The 15,363-nt window shown below is 59.4% G+C and carries 14 protein-coding genes; 6 read left to right on the top strand and 8 right to left on the bottom strand.

The genetic code is table 11. From position 1 onward, the window contains the following. Positions 1-10: 10 nt before the first annotated feature. From FE702_RS11555 to ilvD, 5 genes are all read right to left on the bottom strand, one after another. Entirely contained in the window at positions 11-916 is a 906-nt protein-coding gene (locus FE702_RS11555) for a LysR family transcriptional regulator (RefSeq protein WP_147126460.1), read from the bottom strand. 283 nt (positions 917-1,199) lie between these two features. Beyond that, on the bottom strand, positions 1,200-1,586 hold the full coding sequence (locus FE702_RS11550) for a hypothetical protein (RefSeq protein ID WP_147126459.1): 387 nt from the start codon (positions 1,584-1,586) through the stop codon (positions 1,200-1,202). A gap of 10 nt (positions 1,587-1,596) precedes the next feature. Continuing rightward, positions 1,597-2,391, bottom strand: coding sequence for a DUF6478 family protein (locus FE702_RS11545; protein ID WP_147126458.1), 795 nt, complete (start codon positions 2,389-2,391; stop codon positions 1,597-1,599). An 18-nt stretch (positions 2,392-2,409) separates the two neighbouring features. Continuing rightward, positions 2,410-3,048 (bottom strand): hypothetical protein, encoded by a 639-nt coding sequence (locus FE702_RS11540; RefSeq protein ID WP_186827065.1) that lies wholly within the window; start codon positions 3,046-3,048, stop codon positions 2,410-2,412. 70 nt (positions 3,049-3,118) lie between these two features. Further along, positions 3,119-4,852 (bottom strand): dihydroxy-acid dehydratase, encoded by a 1,734-nt coding sequence (ilvD, locus tag FE702_RS11535; RefSeq protein WP_147126456.1) that lies wholly within the window; start codon positions 4,850-4,852, stop codon positions 3,119-3,121. Positions 4,853-5,019: 167 nt separating this feature from the next. Between ilvD and FE702_RS11530 the strand changes: the two genes are divergently transcribed. Beyond that, complete coding sequence (locus FE702_RS11530) at positions 5,020-6,576, top strand: hypothetical protein (protein ID WP_147126455.1); 1,557 nt, start codon at positions 5,020-5,022, stop codon at positions 6,574-6,576. A 125-nt stretch (positions 6,577-6,701) separates the two neighbouring features. On the opposite strand, the gene serA is transcribed toward FE702_RS11530, so the two are convergent. Together serA and FE702_RS11520 are read right to left on the bottom strand one after the other, a co-directional pair. Continuing rightward, complete coding sequence (gene serA, locus FE702_RS11525; RefSeq protein WP_147126454.1) at positions 6,702-8,294, bottom strand: phosphoglycerate dehydrogenase; 1,593 nt, start codon at positions 8,292-8,294, stop codon at positions 6,702-6,704. Positions 8,295-8,372: 78 nt separating this feature from the next. Next, positions 8,373-9,527, bottom strand: coding sequence for a phosphoserine transaminase (locus tag FE702_RS11520; protein WP_147126453.1), 1,155 nt, complete (start codon positions 9,525-9,527; stop codon positions 8,373-8,375). 248 nt (positions 9,528-9,775) lie between these two features. Here FE702_RS11520 and serB point away from each other — a divergent pair, with 248 nt between their 5' ends. Then, a complete protein-coding gene (gene serB / locus FE702_RS11515; protein ID WP_147126452.1) occupies positions 9,776-10,648 on the top strand; it encodes a phosphoserine phosphatase SerB in 873 nt (290 codons plus the stop codon). 2 nt (positions 10,649-10,650) lie between these two features. On the opposite strand, the gene FE702_RS11510 is transcribed toward serB, so the two are convergent. Beyond that, positions 10,651-11,628 carry an asparaginase gene (locus FE702_RS11510; protein ID WP_147126451.1) on the bottom strand — a complete coding sequence of 326 codons (978 nt, stop codon included), beginning with the start codon at positions 11,626-11,628 and terminating at the stop codon, positions 10,651-10,653. A gap of 194 nt (positions 11,629-11,822) precedes the next feature. Here FE702_RS11510 and FE702_RS11505 point away from each other — a divergent pair, with 194 nt between their 5' ends. From FE702_RS11505 to FE702_RS11490, 4 genes are all read left to right on the top strand, one after another. Next, positions 11,823-12,341: an invasion associated locus B family protein gene (locus FE702_RS11505; protein WP_147126450.1), complete on the top strand. Its 519-nt coding sequence runs from the start codon at positions 11,823-11,825 to the stop codon at positions 12,339-12,341. Positions 12,342-12,420: 79 nt separating this feature from the next. Beyond that, positions 12,421-13,614, top strand: a complete 1,194-nt coding sequence (rlmN, locus tag FE702_RS11500) for a dual-specificity RNA methyltransferase RlmN (RefSeq protein WP_147126449.1) — start codon at positions 12,421-12,423, stop codon at positions 13,612-13,614. A gap of 53 nt (positions 13,615-13,667) precedes the next feature. Then, on the top strand, positions 13,668-15,080 hold the full coding sequence (locus tag FE702_RS11495) for a DUF2779 domain-containing protein (RefSeq protein ID WP_147126448.1): 1,413 nt from the start codon (positions 13,668-13,670) through the stop codon (positions 15,078-15,080). Between the two features lie 62 nt (positions 15,081-15,142). After that, entirely contained in the window at positions 15,143-15,355 is a 213-nt protein-coding gene (locus tag FE702_RS11490) for a hypothetical protein (protein WP_147126447.1), read from the top strand. Positions 15,356-15,363 lie beyond the last annotated feature (8 nt).

Genomic DNA, 15,363 nt, shown 5'->3' with positions numbered 1-15,363 from the left:
TCGCCTGGGATTACCAGGTGTCGGGACCTTTCTCGGCGAATGCATGCACGAGGAAGTCAATGAACGCGCGCACCTTGGGCTGCGTAAAGCGGCCCGGTGGATAGACGGCGTAAATGCCTTGGGTCTCGCCCGGAAGATCGGGGATCGCGACCTCAACCAGCCCCTGCTCCAGCGCTTCTGCGTAAAGGAAAGACGGCAAATAGGCGATGCCCAGCCCGCTGATCGCGGCGTTCAACAAGGATTGCCCGTCATTTACTGTCAGCCACCCTGCGGTGCGAACCTGGCGTTTTTCACCCGACGGGGCGGTCAGCTTCCAGACCGAGCCGTTCGAGGCGTTGGAATAGTGAAGCAGTTTGTGCTCGTTCAGATCGTCGATCTTCTCCGGGCGGCCGTAGCGTTCAAAGTATTCCGGCGATGCGATCATGCGTTTCGTCGTCTCGCTCAGCTTGCGGGCGCGCAGCGTGCTGTCTTCCAGTTCACCGATCCGAACCGCCATGTCGAAGCCTTCAGAAATCAACTCCACGTAGCGGTTGTTGAGAACCATGTTCACCGTGATGTCGGGGAATTCGAGCAGGAAGTCACCGAGCACGGGGCTTAGGTGGTTCACACCAAAATCCGTCGCGACGCTGATCCGCAAAAGACCAGACGGAGCCGATTGCATAGATGTGACAAGCGCATCTGCCTCACCCGCGTCGTTCAGAACGCGTCTGGCGCGGTCGTAATAGGCCAAGCCAATTTCGGTCGGGCTGACACGGCGTGTGGTCCGGTTCAACAGCCGGGCCCCCAGCCGCGCCTCAAGTGAGGAAACGTGTTTGGACACTGCCGACTTGGATATGCCCATCTTCTTGGCGGCGTCGGTGAATCCACCCTGATCCACGACCGTGGCGAACGCCTCCATCTCAGTCATCCGGTCCATAACTACCTCATCAAACCAATCTAACTTGGCACTGAATGTGACGGCGGATTTCGGCCCAAATGGGACGGGGGGAGAACAATAATTGGATAATTCGGGTGTCTGTTTGTGGCTGAGAGACAAACTGGGCGATTTTCCAAGATTTGCCGACGCGGCTCGTTTCCGCCAAGGAAACAAGCCCTACCAGCGCCCATGACTGATCACATCAGCGGATATCGCGCCTTAAAGCCGTCACATTAGGACACGCGACGGCCATCATCGGGTCGGGTTGCAGCCCAAGGTGGTCTTACGTGGCCGTTTCCACGCAATGACGCCGAAAGGCGCGTTTGAGCATGTCCAGTTCAGCGCGCAAAAGATCGACTTCTGCTCGCAGGTCTTCGGACAGGGGTGATCCTGCGGCGATTGCAAAGCTGGCCAACCGTGAGCCGGTGTCCTGATCCAAGATCAGAAAGGTCTGTACACCGTCCGACAGAAGATCAGAGGGCACAGGCACCGACAAGCGCCATTGACCATCTTCCTCGGTCCGGGTCAGCGATACGTCTTCCATTGGCTGATCCAGATGGGTGACGCTGACGTTGGGCGCGTCGCTACCGGCGCCGTTGATCATGCCTTCCCAGATGCCATTGCGCAGGCGGGCCTTGGACACGGTCAGTGGGCTGTCGATCTCTGCCATGGCGGTTTCCTTACAACTCGGCGCGCGGCGACCGCGAGAAGGTCACGTCGCGCAGGATGACCTGATTCATCTCAGGTCCTTCAAAGATCAGGTCGACCCACATCCGCTCGACCCGCTTTTCGTTCAGTTTGGTGTAGGCAAGGTCGAACTCGACCCAGCAATCCTCTTGGTTCAGAGGCAACTCGCGCACGACCTGTTCTGTATTCGGTCCGTGCCGCAGATTCAGACGCGCGAAGATTTCCAGCGGTTTCTCGAATTCCACGATGGCATTCATACGGATCAGGTGCCGCTTTTTCAGACCATTCACAGCGGAGTCAGGCAGGTTGATCGCGAGCGACAGGAACGAGCCATCAAATCGGAACACGTCCATGCGCAGGCCGTAGGGGGCAAGATCCTCTTCCCTGCGGTTGCGCACCTGCCTGGTCGTCAGCTCGGAAATCTTGCAGTCATGGAAAACGGTCGCTTGCGTGCCAACCGGTGTTTGGCTGTCAACGGCCACGAGGCCGACCCGTGGCAGCGGACCTTTCCAGATCTCGGGACGCCATGACCAATCGGAATTGCGCGGCTTGAAGATCGCGTTGGATCCGATCCGTGGCAGCGCCAAGCGCTCTTCGGCCTGAAAGATCACATCATCAAGATGGTGGCGCAGTTGCATGGCCTGTTCGGCGGTCGCCCGCAGCCGCGACAACGGCGCGCGTTTGGCGCCACGTGCGGCGCGGCTCCATCGCGCCAGCGACCTCTTATGGAGGAACTTTGAAATCACACCTACGCTCAGCCCCTTTTGCCGGTGATCGTCGATGGCCATGGCCATCGCGCCGTCAGGTTACGAGGACGTATCGCCAGCCCGGAATATCCCGCGCAACCGTTCCCCGATCCTGCTTGGGGTATTTTCGGATGAAGCAGGCGTGGTTGCAACAGCAACCGCCGCCGGACGCTCGGGTTCCTGCCCGCTATTGGCGTCAAGCAACGCTTGAACGGTGTCGCGGATCAGTTGTTCTCCGGCACGCCCGGTCAACGGGCCGCCAACGGCCCCAAAGACGGACACGATCACCGCCGCGCCACGCACGTCCACAGCGGCCTTCCAGTGGCGCGGGTCCGTGGCAGGTGGGCGTCCGGGATTGGCGTCTGTCAGATTGACATAAAGCGCGACGCGAGAGGTCTCGCTGCCGTGAAGATTTACTTCTGGACCTCGGCCCAACCGTTGCGGTGCGCGCTGAATCTCGCGTTGCAGGGCAACGAGGTCACCATGCGTGCCGGGGACCGCAGTCACCAGTACGAGCGCCTTGTTCAAGGCACCGGTTTCGGGCTGTCCGCCAAGATTGGCGCAGCTTGCCATCAGAACGCTGGCACCGCGCGCTGATTGCCGTGTCCGGCGGGTGTCGATGCAAAACCCCGAAGGAGCCCGGACGGCGAGGCCCGAGTTCAAAGTGACCTCTTGCGTCAGAACACCAGTGCCGCCCAACCTTGAAAGGTTGGGCTGTTCCAGTGTGCAGGCCCCCAAGAGGCCCGCAACAATAAGACCGGGAACGGCTTTAGAGATCGGGGTAGCTATGCGCCTCTGCCTGACCGCCCGGATGCGTGACGGCACCCTTATACGTTTCACCAACCAACTGCGCATACTTCCACAAGCCCCCCGAGGCATAAATCGTCTCGCGCGGGCCTGCCCAAGCCTCTTTGCGCTTTGCCAGCTCTTCGTCTGACAAATCGACGCTGATCTCACCCTTGATCGCGTCGATGGTGATGACGTCGCCGTTTTGCAGCAATGCAATCGGTCCGCCATGGGCGGCCTCTGGTCCAACGTGACCCACGCAGAAGCCACGTGTGGCACCCGAGAAACGGCCATCGGTGATCAGCGCCACCTTTTTACCCATGCCCTGACCGGACAGGGCTGCCGTCGTCGCCAGCATTTCGCGCATGCCCGGGCCACCAGATGGGCCCTCGTTGCGTATCACAAGGACTTCGCCTTCTTTGTATTCGCGCTTTTGTACGGCCTCAAAGGCGTCCTCTTCGCATTCAAAGACGCGCGCCGGTCCGGTGAAGACCTGTTGGTCTTCGGTCATGCCAGCAACCTTTACGATGGCTCCTTGTGGGGCGAGGTTGCCCTTCAGTCCGACGACGCCACCGGTTTCAGTGATCGGGGTCGCAGCTGGATAGATGACACGGCCATCTGCTTCGCGTTCGATCAGGTCGATCTCTTCGCCGATGGTTTTGCCGGTGGCGGTGATGCAGTCTTCGTGGATCAGGCCTTGTTTGCGCAGTTCCTTCATCACGACCGGCACCCCACCTGCTTCGTAAAGGTCTTTTGCCACGTATTTGCCGCCGGGTTTCAGGTCGACAAAGTATGGCGTGTCCTTGAAGATTTCGCAGACGTCATCGAGGTAGAACTCAAGACCCGCCTCATGCGCAATCGCTGGCAGGTGCAGACCTGCATTGGTCGACCCGCCGGTGCAGGCCACGACGCGGGCGGCGTTTTCCAGCGACTTCAGCGTGACGATATCGCGCGCGCGGATGTTCTTTTCCAGCAGGTTCATCACCGCTTCGCCCGACGCGATCGAATAGGCGTCACGGCTTTCATAGGGTGCTGGCGCGCCTGATGAGTTCGGCAATGCAAGGCCGATGGCCTCGGACACACAGGCCATGGTGTTCGCCGTGAACTGACCGCCGCAGGCACCCGCCGATGGGCAGGCAACCTTTTCCAGTTTTTCCAGATCGCAGGTCGACATGTTGCCTGCCTGGTGCTGACCCACGGCTTCGAACACGTCCTGAACGGTCACGTCCTTGCCATCCAAACGACCCGGAAGGATCGAACCACCATAGATAAAGACCGAAGGCACGTTCAGACGCACCATCGCCATCATCATGCCAGGCAGGGATTTGTCACAGCCTGCCAGACCCACGATGGCGTCATAGCAGTGGCCGCGCATGGTCAGTTCCACGGTGTCAGCAATCGCTTCGCGCGAGGCGAGCGACGACCGCATGCCCTCGTGACCCATGGCAATGCCGTCTGTCACGGTGATCGTCGTGAACTCGCGCGGTGTGCCAGAGGCCGCCTTGACGCCGAGCTTCACAGCCTGTGCCTGACGGTTCAGGGCGATGTTACAAGGGGCCGCTTCGTTCCAGCAGGTAGCGACGCCAACAAACGGCTGGTGAATTTCTTCTTCACTCAACCCCATCGCGTAGAAATACGACCGATGCGGTGCGCGCGCTGGACCTTCGGTCACATGGCGGCTTGGCAGATTGGTCTTGTCGAACTTTTTCTTCAGCATGGCGTCCTCCCGGGTGGCTGTTCCGCCTCCATGGTCAGAGGCGGGTCGGCGACTGGCGTGTAAGCGGTCTAAGGCCGACGCCGCGCAAGCACAAGCGTTGCTGGACAGCGACACTTTGGCGGAACGGAACCTTGCCAGAGCCATGTCGACCGTGCCAGCGTCCGGGCATGTTACGATTGTCCGATCTTGAACCGTACACCGCTGCCGAAACGCGCATCCTCGAAGAGTCTCACGGAGGGATCAGGGTGTCGGTATCGGACGGGGCCTTGCCGCATGACATGACGGATGAAACCGAGGTCCGTGGCGATTTCCTGAAGGCACTTCTGTTCGATCCTGAGGGACCCAAACTTGCCAAGGGTCTGCGGCTGCGCGGGGCATGGATCAGCGGCACCCTCGATTTGCAGGGCGTGAAGATCGAACGCGACATTTCTCTGAGCAACTGCGTTCTGGCGGGGTCGATAAGCCTGTTGAATGCGAAATTGCGGGGGCTTTACCTCACCAATGTGCAAATGAAGTCGTTGTCGGCCGATCAGGCGGAATTTGACGGGTCCCTCTTTGTGCGCGGGGGCACACAGGTCGCTGGCGAAATCAGCCTTGCCGGGGCCCGGTTCAAAGGTGACATCCAGATTTGCGACGCCGAAATCCGCGCCGAAGGACAAGACGCAATCTTTGCACCACAACTGTCGATTGATGGGTCCCTGTTTCTGGGAAACTATCCCTATTCTGACGGTGAAACCACGCTGGTGACCGAAGGCACGATGTTCTTTTCATCGCTTCGGGCGGCACATGACGTGTTTGTCAGCCATTGCGCTATCGCGCCAAAGGAAGACCCATTATTGGGCGGCGTCTTTGGCGAAACCGAAGAACATGGGCGCGGCATCGCGCTGAGCTTTGCGCGCGCTCAGGTTGGGGGACTTGTGTACCTTCAGGCCCTGTCGGTGAGCCGAGGTGTCGTGAACCTTGCAGGCGCGACGGTCGCACGGTTGGCGGACGAACCTGACGCTGAAATGGCCACCTATCCCATTCGGCTAGACGGGTTCCGCTATACCGATTTCTCGCGGCACACGACCACGTCTCTGAAGGCGCGGTTGGCGTGGTTGGAGCGACGTCCGAAAGACACACCATTCACCGCTCAGCCGTACGAACAGCTGTCCGCGGTGCTATCGGCCATGGGCCACCGCACGGATGCGCAAGCCGTGCTCATGCGCAAAGAGCGATTGATGCGCGAGGAAGATCGTCGGATGCTGCGCAATCCGGCGCGGTTGGCACTGGCATGGGTGGTCGACCTGATCCTGCGTGGGGCCATCGGCTATGGGTACAAGCCTGCGCGTGCCTTGGTGGTGTCGCTGCTACTGATCGAGGCGCTGGGCCTGTTCTTTCAAAAGACGTGGAACGCAGGCGACATGGCCCCAAACGCTGCACCTATCCTGATCTCCCGTGACTGGATTGCCGCAACAGAAAGCCACCCGGACAACCCGGCAGCGTTCTGGTCGCAGCCCGGACAGGCGGGGCAGGACTTTGAGACGTTTAATGCGTTTTCCTACGCCGCCGATCTGCTGATCCCAATTGTCGATCTGGGTCAAGAAGGCGCTTGGGCACCGTCAACGTCGCGGTCTCCGCTTGGACAGATCGGATGGTGGTTGCGCTGGTTTGCGAAAGCCGTGGGGTGGGTCGTTACCGCGCTTGTCGCGGCGGCTTTGACTGGTGTGATCCGGCGGGATTAAAGCCCAAGTCATAGCGCCCGGCGCTGAGACGCCGCTCAGCGTGATGGCTGTCGGTCTATGCCTGCGGCGCGAGTATTTGTGAAACATAGAAGGGGCAGGTTGGAGCCTGCCCCTTTTGTGTGTGATTAGGCGACGTCGAACTCCAGCCGTGCGACCTGACCGAACATTTCGGTCTTCCGAAGTGCCTCAATCGCCTGATCGGAGACTGCGTGGTCGATATACAAAAGCGCGATGGCTTCGCCGCCCACTTCGGACCGGCCAAGAGTAAAGTTCGCGATGTTCACGCCATTGTCGCCCATGGTCTGCCCCAACGTGCCGATGATGCCGGGCACATCTTCGTTGGTGGTGTAGAGCATGTGCTGGCCAACCTCGGCGTCGATGTTGATGCCTTTGATCTGGATGAAGCGCGGCTTGCCGTCGGAGAAGCAGGTGCCTGCCACAGAGCGTTCACGCTCTGCCGTGACCACTGTCACCTTGATGTAACCGTCAAAGACGCCTGTCTTGGCCTGATTGGTGGTCGAAATGTTGATGCCGCGTTCGGCTGCGATCACGGGGGCCGACACCATGTTCACGTCCGGGTTCACGCGCTTCATGATCCCTGCGATCACGGCGCAGTTCAGTGCAGGCAGGTTCATGTTGGCGACCGTGCCGTCATAGAGGATGTTGATCGCCTTGATCGGCTCGTCCGTCATCTGACCGACGAAGTTACCCAAATGGCTGGCCAGTTTGACCCAAGGCCCCATGACTTTGGCTTCTTCGGCCGTCATGGATGGCATGTTCAGGGCGTTTTCCACCGCGCCGTCGAGCAAGTAGTTCGACATCTGCTCGGCCACTTGTAGCGCGACGTTTTCCTGCGCTTCGGTTGTGGCCGCACCCAGGTGCGGGGTCACGACGACATTCGGCAGGTTGAAGAGCGGGCTTTCCGTGGCGGGTTCAACCGCGAACACGTCAAACGCCGCGCCAGCGACGTGGCCGGATTTCAGCGCCTCTGCCAGCGCCTCTTCGTCGACCAGACCGCCCCGGGCACAGTTGATGATGCGCACGCCTTTTTTCATCATCGCGATGCGCTCTGCGGTGATCATGTTGGCGGTTTGCTCGGTCTTTGGAACGTGGAGCGTGATAAAGTCGGCGCGCTTCAGCAGGTCCTCCAGCTCGACCTTTTCAACGCCCATCTTGTCGGCTTTTTCCTCGGACAGGAACGGGTCGAACGCGATGACCTTCATCTTCAGACCGCGCGCACGGTCGCAAACGATGCCACCGATGTTGCCCGCACCGATGACGCCGAGCGTTTTGCCGGTCAGTTCGACGCCCATGAATTTGGATTTTTCCCATTTGCCGGCGTGGGTCGACGCAGAGGCCTCGGGGATTTGGCGCGCGACGGCGAACATCATCGCGATGGCGTGCTCGGCTGTTGTCGTCATGTTGCCGAAGGGCGTGTTCATGACGATGATGCCTTTCTTCGAGGCGGCATCTTTGTCGATGTTGTCGGTGCCGATCCCGGCGCGACCGATGACCTTGAGGTTGTCAGCGGCGGCGATGATTTTTTCCGTCGCTTTAGTGGCCGAGCGGATGGCAAGGCCATCATATTCCCCGATCTTGGCAAGCAGGGCGTCCTTGTCCTTGCCAAGGTTGGGTTCAAAATCGACTTCGATCCCGCGCTGGCGGAAGATGTCGACGGCGGTTTCAGACAGTTTGTCAGAGACGAGTACTTTGGGCATTGTCATGTCCTTCGGGGTCGGTGCGCGATGCGCATCCTACGGAATGGGGGGTAGGGTGCGCATCGCGCACCCCTGAGATCAGGCAGCTTCGGCGAGCGCTTCGATTTCGGCGTGGAACGCGTAGTCGAGCCAAGGCAGCATCGCTTCGATGTCTGCGGTCTCGACCGTCGATCCACACCAGATGCGCAGGCCTGCTGGCGCGTCGCGATAGGCCCCGATGTCGAGTGCGATACCTTCGACCTCCAGCCGTTTTGCGACAGCCTTGGCAAAGGCAGCCCCATCAGTGATGCGGTCATCGGTGAACTTGAGGCAAACCGAGGTGGTCGAGCGTGTTGCCGGATCATTCGCGAGGTTCGCGATCCAGTCGCGGGCGTCGCAGAAATCCCAGACGGCTTTCGCGTTGGCTTCGGAGCGTGCAACGAGGCCCTTGAGGCCACCGACCTCTTTCGACCAGTTCAGGGCAAACAGGTAGTCTTCGACGCACAGCATCGACGGCGTGTTGATCGTGGCACCGGTGAAGATTCCGTCGATCAATTTGCCACCTTTGGTCAGGCGGAAGATCTTGGGTAGCGGCCATGCTGGCGTGTAGCTTTCCAGACGCGCGACAGCGCGCGGCGACAAGATCAGGACGCCATGGGCAGCTTCACCGCCCAACACCTTCTGCCAGGAGAACGTCGTGACATCGAGTTTGTCCCAAGGCAGGTCCATGGCGAAGGCTGCTGAGGTCGCGTCGCACAAAGTCAGGCCTTCGCGGTCGGCGGGGATCACGTCGCCCGTTGGGACGCGCACGCCGGATGTGGTGCCGTTCCATGTAAAGCAGACGTCGTTGTCATAGTTCAGCGCAGCCATATCGACGATATCGCCGTATTCGGCTGTGTGAACAGTTGCGTCGATCTTCAGCTGTTTGACTGCGTCTGTTACCCAGCCAGCGCCAAAGCTTTCCCAAGCGACCATCTCAACCGGGCGTTCACCCAGCATGGACCACATGGCCATTTCATATGCGCCGGTGTCAGAGGCTGGTACGATGCCGATTTTGTAGTCACCCGGAACGCCGAGGATCTCACGGGTCGTCTCGATCGCGTCCTTCAGTTTTGTCTTGCCCACGGCGGCACGGTGCGAACGGCCAAGTGCGGCATCGCTCAGAGCATCAAGAGTCCATGTGGGGGGTTTGGCGCAGGGGCCAGAGGAAAAACGCGGGTTTGCCGGCCGCGCAGCCGGAGCAGTTTGTGCCATCGGTGTTACCCTTACAGATATGCGCCTCTCGTTGGGGAGAGGTGTCCCACCGCCGCGTTTACGGGGGAGTGCTGGGAGTCGCAACAGGCCAAAAGTGCATAATGATCATGAACCATGGAGTGGATCGGAAACTTGGGTTCCTTGACCAGCCGTTGAGTCACCCTCTGTTGCAGTCGGTCACCGACGACAAACTGGCAACCGCTGTCGCGTTACGGTAACCGCCTCCCCAATTAAAAAGGACCGCGCCCATGTACACCGCCATTCTGATTGCCAAACCCGGCGCGCTTGAGGCTGCTATGCCCGAGGCGCTGCGCAATGCGTGGGGTGGGGGTGAGATCCTTTGGCTCTCCGAAGGTGAGGCGGCAGAATTTCCGATCGATCGTGTGCCCGGCAACTACCGCGCCGTGTGGGAGGACCTGCAGGGGCAGGGTGTCGATTTGAATGTCGTCCCGCGCGAATTGCGGCGCAAACGCATCCTGATTGCCGACATGGACAGCACCATGATCCAGCAGGAATGCATCGATGAGATGGCGGCCTATGCTGGCATTGGTGACAAGGTCGCCGAGATCACCGCGCGGGCCATGGACGGAAAGTTGGATTTCGAAGAGGCGATGTTGGAACGCGTAGGCCTGATCAAGGGTCTGCCTGTTGTCGCTCTTCAAGAGGTCTTTGATCGCCAGATCACCTTTATGCCGGGTGGCAAGACGCTTGTCTCTACGATGCGCGCGAACAAGGCCTACGCGGCTCTGGTGTCGGGTGGATTCACCTTCTTTACGGAACGCGTGGGCGGTGCGATGGGCTTTGATGAAACGCGCGCCAATGTTCTGATCGTTGACGGTGACGTGCTGGCTGGTGATGTCGAACGGCCGATTCTTGGGCGCGAAGCCAAGGTCGATGCGCTCAAAGATGTGACGGCACGGCTCGGTGTGGGGCCCGAACACGCGCTGGCCGTTGGCGACGGTGCCAATGATCTGGGCATGCTTGGCCTTGCCGGTTTGGGCGTGGCCCTGCATGCGAAACCTTCGGTTCAGGAAGAGTGCCCAGTGCGCGTCAACCACGGCGACCTGACAGCTCTCCTGTACCTACAAGGTTACGCGAAAGCGGACTTCGTCGACGATTAAGCTCAGTTCAGGCTGAAGGCCGCGCGCGTCTCGCCCACTGGCAGGTCACGGAAATTGCGCAGCGGCGCGCCAACGCGTTTGAGCGCGTCCGGGTGTGCTGGGTCCAAAAGACCCAGCTGGACCAAGACATGGGCAATCGCAGCTTCGGCTGCGCGAACGCTGCCATCTGCAATCTTGAGAGCGACGCCCAACCCTTTCTCCGGCAGGATACCTACAAACACCGCCTCTGCCCCTGTCTTCAACGCGACGCCCGGTGCGGCGCGCATCAGTTCCGTGCAAGCCCGTCCGGCACCTGCGACCATGTCCGGATGTTTGATCATGGCCTGCCGCAGGCTGAGCATGGCACGTCCGCGCGCGGTGCTGTCATCCGCATTGGCAAAAGCCGCCATCGCCCGTGCCAACCCCTGAACCGACGTTGCATGGTTCGGCGCTGAGCAGCCATCGATACCCCATCCCGGCGACGCCTCGTCTGTCAGGTCTTCGAAATGCTCTTTCACGGCGACCTGAACCGGATGGTCGATCTCAAGATACTCCATATCCGCGCCCAGATCGCGCGTGACGGTCAGAAACCCGGCGTGTTTGCCGGAGCAATCAGAATGCAATTGGCACGGGGTTTTGCCCTGCCGGATCAGTTCCTTTCGCGCACCTTTTCCAAGAGGTTCAGGCGCGCCACAGCGCAGATCTGTCTCGCCGAGACCCAGTTCGGAAAGCCAGCGTTCGACGCGGGTTGTATGCCTGACCTCACCACTATGGGACGCACAGGCCAGCGCCAGCCGTTCGGTATCGGTGTCAGGAAAACGCAGCGCGAGGGGCACGGCTTGGATCATCTTGGCCGAGGATCGGGGATAGATGATCTGCGTCGGGTCTCCGGCTCCGGCAATGACCTCTCCGGCTGCATTGCAGACCGCGATATGACCATAATGCACGCTCTCGACGCGTCCGCCGCGGGTCAATTCGATGAGGGGTGCTCCGATGTCCATTGTCGTCCTCCCGGCAAGATTTCGCGGATGTGATCGCTTGAGGTGCTTTTGCGGTCGTCTCGGGCTTGGCCGTTGACTTGATCCCGTGGCATGATCCCGCGTATCAATCGCCCATAACGAGCAATGAACCGCAAGGCCAGTTCAATGTCCTCAAGAGACACGGCCCCGCGAGACGATACACGAGGCAATGCGTCATGAAACGATTTTTGGTAACAGTGGCTCTGTCGCTTGTCTGTGCGACATCGGCTGCAGCTCAAGAGAGCACGAACCGCGTGGCGGCCAAGACGGACTGGAGCGTCTTTGCCGAATCTGATCCCACAGAATGCTGGGGTGTGTCCGCGCCCAAGGAAACCGTGAACACCCGTGATGGCCGCGTTGTCGCCGCTCGCCGTGGTGAGATATTGCTGATGGTGTTCTACCGCCCAAGCGCAAATGTATCGGGACAACTGAATTTCACAGGTGGCTATCCGTTCCGCGAAGGCTCGACCGTTAATATGAATGTCGACGGGACTGAGTTTGAACTCTTCACAGAGGGTGAATGGGCATGGGCGGCGACACCGTCCGACGACGCCAAGATCGTGACCGCGATGAAGCGCGGGTCGCAAGCTGTCGTGACTGGTGTGTCCTCACGCGGGACAACCACAAAGGATACGTTCAGCCTACTGGGCTTTACCGCTGCTGTGGAGGACGCCGAGAAACGCTGCGCGAGCTAATCCGCGCACCACTGGAAACATCAAGGCAAGTCGCGTATATGCACGGCTTGCCTTATCATTTGTTGGCTGAGGATGAGCCATGACCGCCCCAAGCGAAGCCACTGCGCCGATCACACAAGACCTGCTGACGATCCCTCGAAAATTGCCTGAGGGGCCAGTGAACCTTGTCGGTATGACACGTGCGCAACTGAAAGACGCGCTGCTTGAGGCCGGGACCCCGGAAAAGCAGGTCAAGATGCGCGTCAATCAGGTTTGGCAGTGGATCTACCAATGGGGCGTGCGCGACTTTGCCGAGATGACAAACCTCGCCAAAGCCTACCGCGCGCAATTGGCTGAGCGGTTCGTCATCGAACTGCCAGAGATCGTGTCAAAGCAGGTCAGCGCCGATGGCACGCGCAAGTACCTCGTGCGGATCGCGGGCGGTCATGAAGTTGAGGTTGTCTATATCCCGGAATCGGATCGTGGGACGCTGTGTATCTCTTCGCAGGTGGGTTGCACGCTGACCTGTTCGTTTTGCCACACGGGTACTCAGAAACTGGTGCGTAACCTGACGGCCGGTGAGATCATCGGTCAGGTCATGCTTGCGCGCGATGATCTGGGTGAATGGCCCGAACCCGGCGTCGGCACGGGCGAATCTGGCCCGCGTCTGCTCTCGAACATCGTACTGATGGGCATGGGCGAGCCGCTCTATAACTTTGAAAACGTGCGCGACGCGATGAAGATCGCGATGGACCCTGAGGGTATTTCTCTCAGCCGCCGCCGGATCACGCTGTCGACATCTGGTATCGTTCCAGAGATTGCAAAAACGGCTGAGGAAATCGGCTGTCTGCTGGCCGTTTCGTTCCACGCAACGACCGATGAGGTTCGCGACAAGCTTGTTCCGATCAATAAGAAGTACAACATCGAAGTGCTTCTCGATGCCTTGCGGGAATACCCCAAGGTGTCGAACAGCGAACGTATCACGTTTGAATATGTGATGCTGAAGGATGTGAATGACACCGACGAAGATGCGCGGCGTCTGATCAAACTCATCAAGGGCATCCCCGCCAAGATCAACCTGATCCCGTTCAACCCGTGGCCGGGCGCGCCCTATGAGCGGAGCGATTGGGACCGCATCGAACGCTTTGCCGATATCGTTCACAAGGCAGGCTATGCATCGCCGATCCGCACACCGCGCGGCGAAGACATCATGGCGGCCTGTGGCCAGTTGAAATCGGCGACCGAGCGGGCGCGCAAGACCAAGGCGCAGATTGCCGCCGAAGCCGGGCTTTGATTGCCGAACGTGTGATTTGCTGAAAGGCTGACCCTGTCACGAGGGATAGGCTCATGCGTTTCACGAAATCCGACATTGCCGATTATCTGCATTGCGAAAAGACGTTCTGGCTTGCGCGTAAGGCACCTGAGCGGATGCCGCCGCATGACCCGTCGCAACCCAACGCACGTCTGGTCGCCGAAGGATACGGGTTCGAGGCCTTGGTCGAGGAGGAATTCCTCAGGCAGGCTGGTTTCCAGAGTCAGCAAGAGTTCGAAACCGACCGCGGTCTTTATGCACGCACCGATCTGACCCGGGTCGTGGACGGCGTTATGGACGTCTACGAAGTCAAGGCGAGCGGCAGCGTTAAGCCTAAACATATTCAGGACGCAGCTTTTCAGAAGATCGTTGCAGAAGAGGCCGGCCACACGGTTGGCCAAATCCACATCGTTCACGTCAATAAAGATTATGTCCGAACGGGTGATGTCGACCCTGCCATGGCCTTTGTCGTGGCCGACGTGACAGGGGATGTGACCGCACTTGAAGCCGAATTGAGGCGCCATATCGATAATGCCCTTGCCTTGCTGGAAGAGCGCAGCATTGATGAGGAAGGATGCACCTGTGTCGAGCTAACGAAAAAGAAGCATTGCGTGGCCTTCCGACATTTCAATCCGACGGTTCCAGAGGCATCCATCTATGACCTGCCGCGTGCCAATCCCGGGACAATCGCCCGGTTTCGCGAGCAAGGCATTTTGGACCTAAGTGACGTCGACCCGGAAGACATCACCGCAAACCAAAGGGTCTTTTTGAAGGCGTTCCGGACCGGTGAGCCGCAGATGAACCTAGGGAACCTGCGCCGCTTCCTAAGCGGGCTGACCTATCCGCTGCACTATCTCGATTATGAGGCGCTCGGTTCTGCGATCCCGATGATTGATGGGGCGCACGCCTATCAGCAAATCGCCTTTCAATACTCCTTGCATGTTCAGGATGCGCACGGCGCGGAGCCGCGCCATTTTGAATACCTTGGTGAAACGCCCGCACTGCCGCGGGACTTGGTCGCCGGCCTTGCACAGCACATCGGACCCGAAGGTAATGTGATTGTTTGGTCCAAGACCTATGAAAACGGTCAAAACAAGCGAATGGCCACGATGTTTCCCGAACACGCGGCATTTCTGAATGGCGTCATCGAAAGGACCGTTGACCTGATGGAGCCGTTCAAATCCGACTATGTGGATGCCCGTTTCCAAGGCTCTGCCTCGATCAAGAAGATCCTGCCGGTCATGTCGTCCGGACTAAGCTATGATGACCTACCCGTAGCCAATGGTGATGACGCCATGTCCGCCTGGGTCAGGTTGATCCACATGGATGAGGGCAAAGAACGCGCGCAGTTGCGGGCGGATATGCTGGCCTATTGCGAGCTGGATACATTGGCGATGGTCCACGTACTTGATGGCTTGAGGGCCGCTGTAGAGGCTGCAGCACTCTAAATTAACGAAATCTCCATCGGCCGTCGGGCACGATATTCATGTGTCCAAGCAGGAGGTCGCCGATGTCGTTCACCAAGTCTACGTCTCTCGCAGAAGAGGCTGATCCGGCGACGATCCTGCATATCACTCAATTGCTCTCGAAGGATGTCCGCGAGGCGCGCAGTATCCATGATCTTGGGCGGCGTCTGGCGATGAAGGGATATGATATCGTCGGCGGTTTTCTGGTGACTCTGCCGCACCGCAAGCGGGTATGTCCGATGTCCCGCATCCTCTAACCTGTTTG

The sequence above is a fragment of the Shimia ponticola genome (genome assembly GCF_007995215.1).
Lineage (GTDB): Bacteria > Pseudomonadota > Alphaproteobacteria > Rhodobacterales > Rhodobacteraceae > Shimia_B > Shimia_B ponticola.
The sequence above is the reverse complement of the archived record's forward strand: the minus strand, read 5'-3'. Positions and strand labels throughout refer to the sequence as shown.

Bases quoted from the DNA above. Each gene is read 5' to 3' on its own strand.
- FE702_RS11550 (WP_147126459.1), bottom strand. From the start codon at position 1,586: ATGGCAGAGATCGACAGCCCACTGACCGTGTCCAAGGCCCGCCTGCGC.
- serB (WP_147126452.1), top strand. From the start codon at position 9,776: ATGTACACCGCCATTCTGATTGCCAAACCCGGCGCGCTTGAGGCTGCT.
- FE702_RS11495 (WP_147126448.1), top strand. From the start codon at position 13,668: ATGCGTTTCACGAAATCCGACATTGCCGATTATCTGCATTGCGAAAAG.
- FE702_RS11490 (WP_147126447.1), top strand. From the start codon at position 15,143: ATGTCGTTCACCAAGTCTACGTCTCTCGCAGAAGAGGCTGATCCGGCG.
- FE702_RS11545 (WP_147126458.1), bottom strand. From the start codon at position 2,391: ATGGCCATCGACGATCACCGGCAAAAGGGGCTGAGCGTAGGTGTGATT.
- FE702_RS11520 (WP_147126453.1), bottom strand. From the start codon at position 9,527: ATGGCACAAACTGCTCCGGCTGCGCGGCCGGCAAACCCGCGTTTTTCC.
- ilvD (WP_147126456.1), bottom strand. From the start codon at position 4,852: ATGCTGAAGAAAAAGTTCGACAAGACCAATCTGCCAAGCCGCCATGTG.
- rlmN (WP_147126449.1), top strand. From the start codon at position 12,421: ATGACCGCCCCAAGCGAAGCCACTGCGCCGATCACACAAGACCTGCTG.
- serA (WP_147126454.1), bottom strand. From the start codon at position 8,294: ATGCCCAAAGTACTCGTCTCTGACAAACTGTCTGAAACCGCCGTCGAC.
- FE702_RS11510 (WP_147126451.1), bottom strand. From the start codon at position 11,628: ATGGACATCGGAGCACCCCTCATCGAATTGACCCGCGGCGGACGCGTC.
- FE702_RS11555 (WP_147126460.1), bottom strand. From the start codon at position 916: ATGGACCGGATGACTGAGATGGAGGCGTTCGCCACGGTCGTGGATCAG.
- FE702_RS11505 (WP_147126450.1), top strand. From the start codon at position 11,823: ATGAAACGATTTTTGGTAACAGTGGCTCTGTCGCTTGTCTGTGCGACA.
- FE702_RS11530 (WP_147126455.1), top strand. From the start codon at position 5,020: ATGTTACGATTGTCCGATCTTGAACCGTACACCGCTGCCGAAACGCGC.